This is a genomic window from Pseudomonas sp. J380, from assembly GCF_009827115.1.
In the GTDB taxonomy this organism is placed as follows: Bacteria; Pseudomonadota; Gammaproteobacteria; order Pseudomonadales; family Pseudomonadaceae; genus Aquipseudomonas; species Aquipseudomonas paracarnis.
The window spans coordinates 4626653-4640550 of the sequence record NZ_CP043060.1; the positions used below are offsets into that span (position 1 = coordinate 4626653).

At 58.6% G+C, this 13898-nt stretch carries 16 protein-coding genes and 1 pseudogene; 3 read left to right on the plus strand and 14 right to left on the minus strand.

Going from position 1 to position 13898, the window contains the following annotated elements; translation table 11 throughout:
- Positions 1 to 5: 5 nt before the first annotated feature.
- The 3 genes from creB to creD are packed head-to-tail and all read left to right on the plus strand — an operon-like array spanning position 6 to position 3514.
- Complete coding sequence (creB, locus tag FXO12_RS20880; RefSeq protein WP_054896765.1) at positions 6 to 674, plus strand: two-component system response regulator CreB; 669 nt, start codon at positions 6 to 8, stop codon at positions 672 to 674.
- Entirely contained in the window at positions 674 to 2113 is a 1440-nt protein-coding gene (creC, locus tag FXO12_RS20885) for a two-component system sensor histidine kinase CreC (protein ID WP_057976547.1), read from the plus strand. The genes creB and creC overlap by 1 nt, the downstream gene beginning before the upstream one ends.
- A 51-nt stretch (positions 2114 to 2164) precedes the next feature.
- Complete coding sequence (creD, locus tag FXO12_RS20890; RefSeq protein ID WP_057976549.1) at positions 2165 to 3514, plus strand: cell envelope integrity protein CreD; 1350 nt, start codon at positions 2165 to 2167, stop codon at positions 3512 to 3514.
- 207 nt (positions 3515 to 3721) lie between these two features.
- On the opposite strand, the gene FXO12_RS20895 is transcribed toward creD, so the two are convergent.
- The 14 genes and pseudogenes from FXO12_RS20895 to FXO12_RS20955 all read right to left on the minus strand — a co-directional run bounded on the left by FXO12_RS20895 (position 3722) and on the right by FXO12_RS20955 (position 13896).
- Positions 3722 to 4351 carry a glutathione S-transferase gene (locus tag FXO12_RS20895; protein WP_054920749.1) on the minus strand — a complete coding sequence of 210 codons (630 nt, stop codon included), beginning with the start codon at positions 4349 to 4351 and terminating at the stop codon, positions 3722 to 3724.
- Between the two features lie 106 nt (positions 4352 to 4457).
- Positions 4458 to 4628 carry a hypothetical protein gene (locus tag FXO12_RS28800; protein ID WP_087149549.1) on the minus strand — a complete coding sequence of 57 codons (171 nt, stop codon included), beginning with the start codon at positions 4626 to 4628 and terminating at the stop codon, positions 4458 to 4460.
- Positions 4625 to 5728, minus strand: coding sequence for a PepSY domain-containing protein (locus FXO12_RS20900; RefSeq protein ID WP_034128863.1), 1104 nt, complete (start codon positions 5726 to 5728; stop codon positions 4625 to 4627). The genes FXO12_RS28800 and FXO12_RS20900 overlap by 4 nt, the downstream gene beginning before the upstream one ends.
- Before the next feature lie 62 nt (positions 5729 to 5790).
- Positions 5791 to 7320, minus strand: a pseudogene (locus tag FXO12_RS20905) (TonB-dependent siderophore receptor); the annotation flags it as partial.
- A gap of 185 nt (positions 7321 to 7505) precedes the next feature.
- Positions 7506 to 7874, minus strand: coding sequence for a Mor transcription activator family protein (locus FXO12_RS20910; RefSeq protein WP_060765863.1), 369 nt, complete (start codon positions 7872 to 7874; stop codon positions 7506 to 7508).
- Positions 7871 to 8311 carry a gp16 family protein gene (locus FXO12_RS20915; protein WP_060765864.1) on the minus strand — a complete coding sequence of 147 codons (441 nt, stop codon included), beginning with the start codon at positions 8309 to 8311 and terminating at the stop codon, positions 7871 to 7873. Before FXO12_RS20915 ends, FXO12_RS20910 begins: the two co-directional genes overlap by 4 nt.
- A 172-nt stretch (positions 8312 to 8483) precedes the next feature.
- Complete coding sequence (locus FXO12_RS20920) at positions 8484 to 8705, minus strand: hypothetical protein (protein ID WP_060765866.1); 222 nt, start codon at positions 8703 to 8705, stop codon at positions 8484 to 8486.
- A 2-nt stretch (positions 8706 to 8707) separates the two neighbouring features.
- The gene (locus FXO12_RS20925) at positions 8708 to 9397 is read right to left on the minus strand and encodes a DUF2786 domain-containing protein (RefSeq protein WP_060765867.1); all 690 of its coding nucleotides are present in this window, start codon (positions 9395 to 9397) and stop codon (positions 8708 to 8710) included.
- A 1-nt stretch (position 9398) separates the two neighbouring features.
- Positions 9399 to 9686: a hypothetical protein gene (locus tag FXO12_RS20930; RefSeq protein ID WP_060765868.1), complete on the minus strand. Its 288-nt coding sequence runs from the start codon at positions 9684 to 9686 to the stop codon at positions 9399 to 9401.
- 1 nt (position 9687) lies between these two features.
- Positions 9688 to 10305 (minus strand): DUF3164 family protein, encoded by a 618-nt coding sequence (locus tag FXO12_RS20935; protein ID WP_060765869.1) that lies wholly within the window; start codon positions 10303 to 10305, stop codon positions 9688 to 9690.
- Positions 10298 to 10777 carry a hypothetical protein gene (locus tag FXO12_RS20940; RefSeq protein WP_060765870.1) on the minus strand — a complete coding sequence of 160 codons (480 nt, stop codon included), beginning with the start codon at positions 10775 to 10777 and terminating at the stop codon, positions 10298 to 10300. The genes FXO12_RS20935 and FXO12_RS20940 overlap by 8 nt, the downstream gene beginning before the upstream one ends.
- Positions 10774 to 11091, minus strand: a complete 318-nt coding sequence (locus FXO12_RS20945; RefSeq protein ID WP_060765871.1) for a hypothetical protein — start codon at positions 11089 to 11091, stop codon at positions 10774 to 10776. Before FXO12_RS20945 ends, FXO12_RS20940 begins: the two co-directional genes overlap by 4 nt.
- Position 11092: 1 nt before the next feature.
- Complete coding sequence (locus FXO12_RS20950; protein ID WP_060765872.1) at positions 11093 to 12274, minus strand: ExeA family protein; 1182 nt, start codon at positions 12272 to 12274, stop codon at positions 11093 to 11095.
- Positions 12274 to 13896: an integrase gene (locus FXO12_RS20955; RefSeq protein ID WP_372241956.1), complete on the minus strand. Its 1623-nt coding sequence runs from the start codon at positions 13894 to 13896 to the stop codon at positions 12274 to 12276. The genes FXO12_RS20950 and FXO12_RS20955 overlap by 1 nt, the downstream gene beginning before the upstream one ends.
- Positions 13897 to 13898 lie beyond the last annotated feature (2 nt).

A 13898-nucleotide genomic window follows, 5' to 3' on the forward strand; every position in this document is an offset into this window, starting at 1 on the left:
AACCCATGCCGCACATCCTGATTGTCGAAGACGAAGCGGCAATAGCCGACACGCTGATCTTTGCCCTGCAAGGCGAGGGCTTCACCACCACCTGGCTGACGCTCGGCCAGGCGGCGCTGGAACATCAGCGCCTGACCCCGGCCGACCTGATCATTCTCGACATCGGCCTGCCGGACATCACCGGCTTTGAAACCTGCAAGCAATTGCGCCGCTTCAGTGAAGTGCCGGTGATGTTCCTCAGCGCACGGGATGCTGAGATCGACCGGGTGGTAGGGCTGGAGATCGGTGCCGACGATTATGTGGTCAAGCCTTTCAGCCCGCGGGAAGTGGCGGCGAGGGTCAGGGTGATTCTCAAGCGGGTCGGCCCGGGTGTGGCGCCAACCCTGTTCCAAGTGGATCTGGAACGCATGCAGATTCTCTATCGCGGCCAACCCTTGAGTCTCACGCGTCATGAGTTCCGCCTGCTGCAAAGTCTGCTGGACCAACCCGAGCGCGTGTTCAGCCGCGAGCAACTGCTGGACGCGGTGGGCGTACCCTTTGATGCCGGTTACGAGCGCAATATCGATAGCCATATCAAGAGTGTGCGCAGCAAACTCAGGAGCGTGGCGGCGGATGCCGAGCCGATCCAGACCCATCGTGGCCTTGGCTATAGCTACAGCCCGAGACACAGCTGATGCGTCTTGGGCTGCGGATTTTCCTGGTGTATGCGCTGTTTATCGGCCTGACCGGCTACTTCGTGCTCAACACCGTGATGAAGGAAATCCGCCCCGGCGTGCGCCAGTCCACCGAAGAAACATTGGTGGACACCGCCAACCTGCTGGCTGAAATCCTGCGTGCAGACGTTAAAAACGGCACCCTCGGCCAGAGCCATTGGCCCGAGCTGCTCAAGGCCTATGGCAACCGTCAGCCGGGTGCGGTGATCTGGGGGCTGCCGAAAAACCAGGTCAACCATCGCATCTACGTGACCGACGCCAAGGGCAGGGTATTGCTCGACTCCAGCGGTGAAGCGGTGGGCCAGGACTATTCGAAATGGAACGACGTGTACCTGACCCTGCGTGGCGAATACGGTGCGCGCTCCACCCGCAGCGATGCAGACGACCCCACCTCATCGGTGATGCACGTGGGGGCGCCGATTCGCGATAACGGCCAGATCATCGGCGTGGTCACGGTGGCCAAGCCCAACAGCTCGTTGCAACCCTACGTGGATCGCACCGAGCGGCGCCTGCTGTGGTACGGCGCCGGGCTGGTCACCCTGGGGCTGCTGCTGGGCGCGCTATTGTCATGGTGGCTGACGGCGGCCCTCAGGCGCCTTACCGCCTATGCCGAAGCCGTGAGCGAGGGCCGCCGCGCCGAGTTGCCGCATTATCGCGGCGGCGAGCTCAAGCAGTTATCCACCGCCGTGGAACACATGCGCACGCAGCTGGAAGGCAAGGCTTACGTAGAGCGCTACGTGCATACGCTGACCCATGAACTGAAGAGCCCGTTGGCGGCGATTCGCGGTGCAGCAGAGCTGTTGCAGGGTGACATGAGCCGCGAGCAGCAGCAGCGGTTTGTCGGCAATATCGACAGCGAAAGTGCGCGCCTGCAACAGTTGATCGAACGCCTGTTGAACCTGGCCCAGGTGGAGCAGCGCCAGGGTCTGGAAGAGCAGTCGAGCATTCCTTTGGCTGCCCTGGTTGAGGATGTGCTCAAGGCTCAATGTGCGCGGACCGAAGGCGCTGGCTTGCACGTCGAGCAGGTCATCGCCGCCGATGTGCGGGTGTTTGGCGAACCCTTCCTGCTACGCCAGGCCCTGGGTAACCTGCTCGACAATGCTCTGGATTTCACCCCTCCCGGCGGCACGCTGCGGTTCAGCGCGCAGGTGCGGCATAACGAGGTGCAGGTCAGCCTGTTCAACCAGGCGGAGGCGATTCCCGATTACGCCTTGCCGCGCCTGAGCGAGCGCTTCTACTCGCTGCCGCGCCCGGCCAGCGGGCGCAAAAGTACGGGCCTGGGGCTCAACTTTGTCGAGGAGGTGATGAAGCTGCACGGCGGCTCGTTGCAGATCGGCAACGTACCGGGCGGCGTGCAAGCGGTGCTGCATCTCCACACAGTCTCCACATTGCCCACATAAATCTCCCATACCCACTGGGCAGACTCTCCCCATCAAAACAGGGAGAGACCCATGAACCGCAACCTGCTTTTCAAATTGGGCGCGATTGCGCTGCTGATCCTGCTGTTGCTGATTCCATTGTTGATGATCAACGGCATCATCAGCGACCGTCAGCAACTGCGCGACGGCGTACTGATGGACATTGCCCGCAGCTCAAGCTTTGCCCAGCGCCTCACCGGGCCGGTGATGGTGGTGCCGTATCGCAAGACCGTGCGCGAGTGGAAGCTCAATGAAAAGCTCAACAAGCGCTACGAAGAAACCCGTGAAGAACGCGGCCGTCTGTATTTCCTGCCGGACCGTTTTGAGCTCGACGGCAAGGTGCAAACCGAACTGCGCTCACGGGGCATCTATCAGGCGCGGTTGTTCCACGCCGACAACCGTATCAGCGGGCGTTTCGACTTGCCTGCGCAGTTGGGGATCACCGAAGACTTCGCCGACTACCGCTTTGAACCAGCGTTTTTGGCGGTGGGCATCAGTGATATTCGTGGTATTGAAAACGCGCTGAAACTGGAGCTGGGTGACCAGCGGCTGGAGTTCTCGCCAGGCTCCCAAGTCGACTGGCTGGGCGAGGGCGTGCATGTGACGCTGCCGGCGCAGGACGGCAAGAAACCCGCCGTGCTGGAGTTCGCCTTCGACCTGCGCCTGCAAGGCACCGAGCAACTGCAAGTGGTGCCGGTGGGCAAGACCAGCCAGGTAACACTGGCGTCCAACTGGCCGCACCCGAGCTTTGTCGGCAACTTCCTGCCGGCTCAACGTGAGGTGACCGACCAGGGCTTCAGCGCCAATTGGCAGACGACATTCTTCTCCACCAACCTCGAACAAGCCCTGCAGAACTGCCTGGACGGGCAAGGCTGTGAAGACTTCAGCAACCGCAGCTTTGGGGTGAACTTCATCGACCCGGTAGACCAGTACCTCAAGAGCGATCGGGCGATCAAATATGCGCTGTTGTTTATCGCCCTGACCTTTGCCGGCTTCTTTCTCTTCGAGGTGCTCAAGAGTCTGGCGGTGCACCCTATCCAGTACGCCCTGGTGGGCGTGGCGCTGGCGTTCTTCTACCTGCTGCTGTTGTCGTTGTCCGAGCATCTGGGCTTTGCCCTGGCCTACCTGATATCCGCCAGCGCCTGTGTGGTGTTGATCGGCTTCTACGTATGCCATGTGCTGCGTAGCGTCGCCCACGGTGTGGGGTTTTCGGCCGGGCTGGCGGCGTTGTATGGCTTGCTGTACGGCTTGCTCAGTGCCGAGGATTACGCGCTGTTGATGGGCTCGTTGTTGCTGTTTGGCCTGCTGGGCACGGTGATGGTGCTGACGCGCAAGCTGGATTGGTACGGGGTGGGTAAACGCAAGGTGGAGCAAGGGCAATGATCGGATTGCGCGAAGATCAGCAGATGAAAGCGAGGATGGTCGACTTCCTCACCAACGCCACCTTTCACTGTAGGAGCGAGCTTGTTGTGGCGAGCAAGCTTGCTTGCGCTGGGGTGCGAAGCGCCCCTGATAAAGCCGGCTCCAGCTGCGCTGTCGAGCGGGAGCAAGCTCCCTCGCCACAACAAGCTCGCTCCTACAGGGGGCTGGTCAAACCGGGGGTTGGGTCTGGTGCATCGAAGACCGCTGGCTGACTTCGGCGTACCAGGCGGCGAGCTTGGGGTTATCTATGCGCCATTGCAGATCCGGGTGGCGAAAGTCTATGTAGCCCAGGGCACAGGCCACGCTGATGGCGGCGATGTCGAAGTGGCTGGCCAGTTCGGCAATGGCGTCCCGCTCCAGTTCGGCGAGGGCGCGGCGGATCTTGTTGCGCTGTTCGTCCAACCATTGGTCCCAGTGTTTCTCCACCGGACGCATGGCGGTCTCGTAACGTACCAGCACGGCGGCATCCATGATGCCGTCAGCCATCGAGGCCAGGGTCAGGCGCCGCCAGCGGGCCGAGCCGGCGCGGGGGATCAGCGGGTTGCCGACATGCTGGTGGTCGAGGTAATCGAGAATCACCCGGCTGTCGTGCAATACCGAACCGTCGGCCAGGCGCAGGGCCGGGATCTTGCCCACGGGGTTGCCTTGCAGCACTTCGGCATCCGGGTTGACCGGCGTGGGCAGGCACGCGTGCAGGGCCACACGATCCTGCTGGCCGGTCTCGATCAGCAGCACGCGCACTTTACGCACGAAGGGCGAAGCGGGGTTGTGGAACAAGGTCATGCTGGGGGCGGACATGGGCATTCCTCTGTAGGAGCGAGCTTGCTCGCGAATAACGCCAACGATAACGCAGCTCGCCTGGTTTAACGCGGTGCTCTCAGGTTTTTCGCGAGCAAGCTCGCTCCTACAGTAGTTTGTAGACGGCAATGGCCGCGGGTATGCCCAGCCCGATCCAACTCAACGAATCCCACCACCCATCGCCCAGCAACGCCGCAAACAACCCGGCGGCACTGAGCAGGCCAATCCCCAGCGGTATGGCAAAGACCTTCCAGAAATTCGACTGCCGTGGCTTCATACCTTGGCCGCCTTGCGCCGTACGATCCATAAGTAAATGCCGCTCACCAGCACGATGATGGTCAGCACATCCAGCACCGCCCACAAAATCTTCATCGGCATGCCGCCGTAATCACCGAAATGCAGGGGTTGGGACATGCCCATGGCATCCATGTACCACGGCCGTTCGGCGATGGCGGTGACGGCCAGGGTGCTGGCGTCGATCAGCACCGGTGTCAGTAAATGGGAGGTCAGGTGGGTGCTGCCCTTCATGAACACGGCGTAGTGATGTTCGCTGGAAAAACGCGTGCCGGGGAAGGCGATAAAGTCCGGTTCCATACCCGGCGCGGCCTTGGCCGCAATGCTCAACAGCTCTGTGGCGGGCGCGCGCTGGGTCAGCGGCGGGGCGTTCTTGTAGGGTTCGATCATGGCGCTGAGGCTGTCCTCGCGCCACGCCGCGATGATCAAGTCGGCGCAGGCGCTGATCACGCCGGTTACCCCTACTACCAGCGCCCAGGTCAAAGTGACCACGCCGATCAGGTTGTGCAGGTCGAGCCAGCGCAAACGGGTGGACTTGTCCTGGCGCACCGTGGCGAACTTCAAGCGACGCATGAAGGGCAGGTACAACACCGTGCCCGAGATAATCGCCAGCACAAACAGGAGGCCCATGAACGCCAGCAACAACTTGCCCGGCAGGCCGGCAAACATATCCACATGCAGGCGCAGCAGGAACAGAGTGAAGCCCCCATTGGCAGACGGCATTTCGACGGTTTCGCCAGTGCGTGCATCGAGCATGAAGGTGTGCGACGAGTTCGGCTCAGTACCGGCTGTGGCCGCCATGATCGCGATCACGCCGTTATTGTCGTCTTCGTCCCAGGCAAGGTACTGCATGGCCTCGCCGGGGCGATGGGCCTGGGCTTTGGCCACAAGCTGCTCAAGGTTGAGCCGGGGCGTATCGGCAGGCATCTGCGCCAGTTCGGGCTCATTGCCCAGCAGGTGGTCGATCTCGTGGTGAAACACCAACGGCAGGCCGGTGAGGGCGAGCAGCAGCAGGAATACGGTGCAGATCAGGCTGGTCCAGGTGTGGATGAAGGACCAGCGGCGGATGGTTTTGCTTTTCATTGTCTAGCCTTCAGATGCACCAAAGCCGCCCTGTTGGGCGGCCTGGTGGTTAGCTCAGCTGATTACCACTGGTAGGTGGCGCTGGCGACGACGCTGCGTTGGTCGCCGAAGTAGCAATAGGAGCCATCACAGGTGGAAATGTAGTCTTTGTTGAACAGGTTGGTCGCGTTCACTTTCACCGACGCGCCCTTGAGGCTGTTGTCCAGGCGACCGAGGTCGTAATGCACGGAGCCGTCGAACACGGTGTAGGCGTTGGCCTTGCCGGCCCAAGTATTGGCTTGGTCGCCATAGGTATTGCCGGTGTAGCGTGCGCCGAAGCCGATACCGAAACCGTCGAGTGCGCCGGTGTGCCAGGTGTAGTCGGTCCACAAGGACGCTTGCTGATTAGGCATCAGTTGCAAGCGGTTGCCTTTGTACTGACCTTTTTGCACCTCGGACTTGGCCAGGGTGTAGGCCGCGATGACCTTGAGGTTTTCGGTCACATCAGACACGGCTTCCAGCTCCAGGCCCTTGACCTTTACTTCTCCGGTCTGGTCGGTCACGGAGGCGCCACCGGACTGGAAGCTGGTGACTTGCACGTTCTTCTGGGTCAGGTCGTAGACCGCCGCACTCAGCAGGGTGTTGGAGCCGGGTGGCTGGTATTTGATCCCCAACTCCCACTGCTTGCCTTCCGTCGGCTTGAACGACTGGAGGGGGTCGACGCTGGCGTTGCTCGCAGGCTGGAACGACTCGGCGTACGAGAGGTAGGGGACAAAGCCCGAGTCGAACACATAGCTCAGCGCCGCATTGCCACTGAAATTCTTGCTGCGGTCGGTATTGGTCGCGTCGTTCTTGTTGAAGTAGGTGGTGCCCTGGTGCACCCAGTCTTCACGACCACCAAGAGTCAGGCGCCAGTTGTCCAGGGCCATCTGGTCCTGCACGTAAAGGCCGGTCTGCACGGTTTTCTGGTTGTAATCGTAGAACGCGGTGGAGCGCGCCGGGCGCACGATCGGCTGGCCATAGACCGGGTTAAAGATGTTCGTGGTGCCACCGTCGCCGAAAATCGCCAGGTACGAGGTGTCGGTGCGTTGATGATCCAGGCCCAGCAGCACGGTGTGGGAGATGTCGCCAGTGGCGAAGTCAGCCTGGAAGTTGTTGTCCACTGCGAACTGGCTGATGTCCTCGTCCACATTGGTCGAAGAGCGGCTGATGTCGCCATTGGCGTCGGCGGGGGAGAAGGCAAACGAGCCTACCGTCAGTTGCTGGAACGCCAATTCGGATTTGGTGTAGCGCAGGTTCTGCTTGAATTGCCAGGTATCGTTGAAGCGGTGCTCGAACGCGTAGCCCAAGGCGTAGTAGGTGCGGTCGTAGAAGTCGTAGTCCGGGTCGCCGAGGTTCTTGTGGTGGGAAACCTCGCCTAGCGGTGATTTGATTTTGGTGCCCTGGATCGGCAGGAACTGGCTGGTGGTGCCGGTATCGTCACGGGTGAACTGTGACAGCAAGGTCAGCTTGGTATCGGTGTCGATATTCCAGGTCAAGCTCGGTGCGATGTTGTACCGCTTGTTGTCGATGTGATCGACCTGGGTACCGGCATCGCGCACCACGCCGCCAACTGTTTAGGACTGGGATAAATACTAGGGGGAGTGTGAGGTAAACCCGAGATACTCCGGGACATAGTGGTCCATAGTGAGCGGAGTTCTGAAATAGATTTGCAGCCAGTGCAATTTGAAAGCACCCCGATCAATCGTCGCTGACCGGGGGTTAGCATACCTCCGACGATGCTCCTTTGTCCTGCCTCTTACTCATTGTCCGATGAGTCTTCAGGTGGTTCAAACAGGTCCCGTTGGTTGCGAGCGATGATTGCCAGTCGCATACGCTTGACCACCTTGTAAACCAACTGGACAGAAACGCCATGCTTGGTCGCAACCTCGTGGTGATTGCGACCAGTCCAGTCGTCGAAGATCTTTTGGTGAAGTCTCGACGCTTGAATACTGACACCCTTGGGAACATAGACAACCTGACCACCCCAAAGGTGAGCAAACAGCGTGGTGATTTCTACGCTCGTCGCTTCGGCCAGCTCATTGCTCACTCCCAAGCTTTCTTGAATCACTTTCGCCATCGGTTCGATGGTTTCGCTTAGAAGGTCAGTTCCTCGAATTGTGCTCATGACTGGACTCTCCCCATCCATTGTTTCAGGTTCTCAATAACTCGGCTCGCCTGGGCAGTACTTAGCCATTGCAGTGCTGAGACGCGGGTCATGCCTTGTACAAACTTGGCCAGTGCAGCTTCAGATGGGTCACGCACCGCCCCAAGGTCGTGCAACTCTAACCATAGTGAGCGGATCTTCTTCGACTGCACGTCGTCAGCCAATGGTCGTTTCTGTTCTTTATTTGGACGAACCTTGAAGCCCCGCAGCTTGAGCTGTTCCAAAACTTTGATCAGGTTTGGAACGCTCAGGTTAGCGGTGGACGTAGCGCCGTCCAATTCCCTCATGCCAGCCAACAGGAGGCGATAGGTATCGTCATCCATGCGCAGGTCGCGCCGAGCAACGTGGATCAGCTTGATCAGGCGCAGGCGGTTCGGGTTGGACGGCGCGGCTTTCACTGATCACCTCCATTCATCGAACGTGCATCGCCGTTCTGCTGGTTACGAGCGGCATGAATCCGTTGCCGGATCTTGCTGCACTTAGCGTGATTGCCAGTGTTACGGGGCCGTTGGCATTGATCGCAGATCGCCAGGAACTCCAGTACACCGGCTGAAAGTTTCCCCGTGCTGGTCATGCCCATTTCTGACGTTCCATAAGTTCAATAGCAACCTGCTGCGGATCTTCAACGTCGCCGTAAGACAGCTCACGAATGAAGTCCTCCATTTCGAGCTTTTCGTCCAGGGCGTGGCCTGAAGACCACGCCGCCACACGCAGCTCACCAATGACCCGAGGCACTTCGTTATTCATACCTTCAACTACCAGGGTGTCGTACTTCGTTTCCATGGCGTTCATTTTTAAATCCCCATGGTCAAGCGTGCGCGAGGCTGGTGATTCACCGCCTGGTGCAGTTGGGCGGACTTGCCCGCTTCATAGCCCGCGTCACCGGCGCCTTCATTGCGCGCTTTGACCTTGCGCCGCTTGAGTTCAACGCTTTTTACGTCTGGATGATGTTTTTTCATGAAGGCGTCAATCGCTTCGGCGATGTTGTCTTCTACGCCCGCAAACGCTTGGATTTTGCTGTGAACTGCATCCAACCAACCATTGGCGAAGGCATCCCCTCGGGCGACCTTCGTAGAGCGCTTGCAACGTTTTTGTGTGTCCAAAAAGTCACGACGGGCCTTTTGTAGCTGACGAGCCAGCACTTGGTATGCGTAGCCGGACAGTTCCGGCGCGGCTGAGCAGCCAATAAAGATGAAGCGAGCAGCACTCCACTGAGGGTTGGAAATAAGGATCATGGTGCCGAACGCATCTGCACAGACTTGCGCAAGACGCACACGCCAGACAGGAGGCGAACCCTCCGAGCCCGCAAGGATCGTGTGTTCGCTCGCCATGCTGGCAAGTACGTCACCCACCTCTAGGTTGTACATTTCCATCAGCTTGTGCGCTTGGCGCAGCGCGGTTTCAGCTTCGTGCGGGTTGCTGGTTTTGGACTTGGCCATCTCCAGGCACTTTTTGATTTTTTCCAGAGTGCGGTTGTTGTCCATGTCACTCTTCCTCCGAATCTGTGTTGCGGCTGACGTTCTTCGTCACCGTCAGTGGAAACTTTCCAAAGAGATCAAGGGCTGTGGCGCAGCCCGCCTTGAAGCCTTTGCGTTCCTCGCCCACCAGCAGAATTTGCTGTCCATTTGCGCCGCGTAATACCAGCTCGGTATCCGCTGGCGCCTGCACAATCATCTGCAGCGTCTGGACATGGCCGGAATGCCACTGCTGGAGCAAGTTGATGATCTCTACGACTTCAGCGTCTTGAGTGTTTGCAGTCACTTGATCGGTCATGTCACACCACCGCCAGGTCGAGAGGGATTGCCTTATAGTTGTCGGAGTCGCCGATCCGCTCATACACGCGGATGTAAACGGCACTGCCCGAGACCATGATGGAGTCCTTCACGGCCTTCATAGCGGCCTTCCAGTTATCGTCATCAATCTCTAGCCGCAACAAATCCAACACATCGGAGGTTTTGATCTGCCCATTACGGTTGGGGCTGAACACCCGGTCGACGATAGCCATCAAATGAGTGTCTGCCCCCTTGCTCCAAGCACGGATGCAGTCGTAGACCAGTACCTTTGCCACTTCCATTTCTTCGGTGAACGTCAGCCGGTCGGCATATGAACGCTGCACCTTGTACTGGCCGTCATACGTGGCGATGGTCACGTTGCCCTTCTTGCCACCCATCTGAACGCCGTAACGTTCACCGGCAATGCTGATCAAGTCGGCCACATCACCGAGGGATTTTTTCTTGAAGTCTTTCAGTGCAAGGCTCAGCGCCTTGGCAGCATCTGCTAATTCGCGGGTCACCTGATCGCGCAGCTTGTCTTGGTCGCGCACCTGATCTTCAGGGACCAGGTGGCCCATGGCGTTACGCATATAGCCCTGAGGGATATTGGTATCAGACATGATCGCTCTCCTTTGTGAGGGCCTGCAGATGCAAGGTGGCCCATTGGCACGTTTCATCGGCGTTCACGCCTTGGGTCTGGACAACGACCCGCTCAGTCCCGCCAGTCTTGTCGTAAACGGTGACCATCCAGCCAACGACTCGGTTGCAGCCAATCTCCAGCCACAGGAATGGCTTCACCAACAGAGCGGCCTCATAGGCCACCAGCAGATCGGCCAGACGTATCACATGCTCACTGGCTTGGGCGTGCAGACAATTCAGCACCTGGTGCAAGTGCTGCATGGCATCAGGCAGGCGGCTCTCTGTAGTAGCTACCCGAGCAAAGTGGAGGGATTCCGTAGCGCTGGACGAGTTTTGAACGTGCTCCAGTAGCACCGAAACATGCTGCATGGCCTCGGTCCAAAACATCGTCGGGGAGTCATGTTCAACAGCATCACGCATGGCGGCGATTGCAGTAGTCAGGGACTGGCTCATTGATCTTGCTCCTTCACCTGGGTGTACCACGCCACATCCACACCGCGAATCGTCACGGTGTTACGGGTGACTCGACCTTCAGTGCTGTAGCGGATGCTGCGCAATTCGTGCCCAAACCGCCGAAGGAACAGTTCGATATCGTCGTGATCGATAAAGATTTTGTTGTCCAGCATCACCAGGTGCTTGATCCCAATACGAGCGTTGCGGATATCGCGGGTCAGTTCGTTGAATACCGATAACTTCACCGGAAACTCTTCAGCCAGAATGCTGAGGGGCGGTGGCATTTGCACACCTACCAAATACAGAGCAGCCATCTCACACCCCCTTCACAACATCAGCGTTGACGAGCGGCGCACCGATATCGGCTGCCATGTTGAGTGCGGCATTCACCAAGTTGCCGATGGCAAGCGGGTACAGCATCGACACCGTTTCTTCGCGACCACCACGGCGACTCGGCTGGGAAAGGCGCGCAGCAATTGCCTCAATGCCACTGTCATCGATCACGTCGGAGAGCTGCTTTCCCGCACGGCTGAAGCGAAAGGTCAGAAAGTCCTTGAGCAGGTTTGCACTGACAGGGCCCAGGCTGACACGCTCACAGCGTTGCACCACCTCACGCACATCGGCGTTACGCTCACTCAGCTTCACGTCAAGCTCTGGCTGGCCGATCATGATGATGCTGACCAGTTTGACGAAGCCGACCTCCAACTCCAGGATGCGCTTGAGATGCTTCAAGGTCGGAATCGGCAGGCTGTGTGCTTCTTCTATTAATAGGCAGTGCCGGTAGCCTGCTGCATGGGACTCCTTCAAGGCCTTGTGCAACTGTGCGAAACGGGCTTCAGGGCTGCTTTTGGGCTTCGCCAGTGGCGCGACTGCGGCCATCATTGATTCAGCGATGTGGGTGCTCTTCAGCGATTTACCCTTGGTGTCGTTGTCTTCGGACGCCAATACATACGGTTCGATGACAATCACAAGATCGTTGGCATCCATGATGCGGTTGATCAGATCCCGGCGCAGAGTGCTTTTGCCCGCACCCGATTCACCCACCACCGCCAAGAAACCACCATGGCGTGCTGTCTGATACATCGTCTCGCGAACGTAACGAATATCAGGACTGATCCACATGTCCTGGGCGCTCTGCAGCTCCTCAAAGGGATCACGGAACAAGCTGAAAACCTTACGGGTTGATGGCTGTAACGTTTGTTTTGGCAGTAACATAGATTCGTCCTCCCCGGACGGCTCATTCACTTGGGCCGGATCTGCCGTGCTCGAACACGGCAGATCCACTTCTTCAAAGGCGTTAGCGATATCGGCATCGTTAGCGCCAGCCTCGGTCAGGAACACACGAATGCGCCCCTGCAGTTCTTCGCAATCCAGGCTGCGCGGCCACTGACCGTGATTCAGCAACTGAGCTACAGCGGCGCTGCTGAGACTCAGTGACTCCGCCAGGGCTGATTGAGGTCGCCCTACGCCTTGCAATACATGCTTGAGCTTCAACATCAGTTACCTCCAGCCACAGCCACCAGGCTGAGTGGTTTGCGTACAACCTCAGCAGGTCGTTTCAACTCGGTCTCGATGGCGTCCAATTGCTCCTGGGCGATACCGTCCGGGTAGTGCTGCTGCAGCCAGCTAAAGGTGTCAGCCGACCAGATGTCAGGCATGCGTGGACGTAGCAGCTTTGCGGCCTCGACGTGCGTCAGCAGTGCGTGCTCGACAGTCGGCGCGTTGACGTTCAGCGATGTGCCGCGACGTGGCAGGTAGGCCGGGAGCAAGGTGTCGGTCACATGCTTGTGCGGATCGATCAAGCCACCGAACGGCACGGTTTTGGCCTTTCGTGCTGCTTCGGCGTCCGCCTGGTTTGTGGTGCCAGTAGCGAGCTGTTCCAGGACCTTGCGTGAAACCTGTGCAGGTGTTTCAGCGTGACGTTTGTACTCGTCGCCAATGATTGCTGAGGTTCCGGCAAAGCCGAACTCGCCCTTTTCAATGCGCTCAACAACGTGGTATTGCTCGCGTCCGTCATCACCCATCAACACCACGGTGGCGGAATCTTTGTCGCGCCAGCAGTTACGGGTGATCAACAGCTTTTCGCCGACCATCACACTCGGCACTGAACTGACATCAAACTGTGCGCCCCGGAAAGACACTTGCAGCAGGTTGCTGACCTTGCGCTCTTCCGGCGTGCTGATTGCCAGCTCACGGCAGATCTCAATAGCGGGTGCCAAACGCAGTTGTTCGGATGTGATCAACTGCCACACACCAAACCGGGTACGCCGAGTGCGGGTATGGATAGAGGTGGCGTTGTAGTAACGCATCCACTGACCTGCCCACGCATTGATCTGCTCCAGACTTTCGGCAGCCTGAAACTTCAACGCACTCTCAAACTCGCGCTCAACAATGTTGTGCGCCTGCTCAACTTGACCTTTAGCCCGTGCGTTACCGACCTTGTTAATGATCAGGTCAATGGACATGGCACGGCACAGGTTGCGAAAGATCCCACTGGTCATTGCAGCACCAGGGTCAGTCATCAGCATCCACGGCACGCCGTGGAATGGGTCGGACTCGTGGCGCTTCTGCATCGCATTGATCAAGACAGTGCACAGATTCTCAGCGGACTCTGCGCCCAATACATACTCCAGGTACACGGTGCCGCTGGTGTGATCGGTGATGACGTAACGCCACAGGCGTTGGCGCTCGATCTTCTTCAGATTGGCGGGCTTACCGTCATAGAACTCGGCCTTGTTCATCACCCGTGCACCGTCATCGGCGAGATAGAACTGTGTTGAAATTGACGCATCGACCTGCCACACATGATTCGGGTGTTTGCTGGCAAGCGACACTGCCGGGGCATCGTGCAGTAACTGCTCAGGGTGCAGCTTGTAGCTGCGCAAAGCGCGGCTGATCGCTCCATGGCTCAAAGGTTGAAACACGCCTGTGACTTCATCGACACGACCGGCGAGGATCATATTGTTGCTGCGCAGGCGCTCGACAGCCCGCTCAATAGTGGACAACTGCTTGCTGTTGGCACGGATCGATTCCAGCAGCACCGCTGAGATGAGTTGTGCTTCTTTCAGGGGTAAGGCACTGCAGCCTGCATCACTGCGACGTTTACGAGGCTTGGTCACTG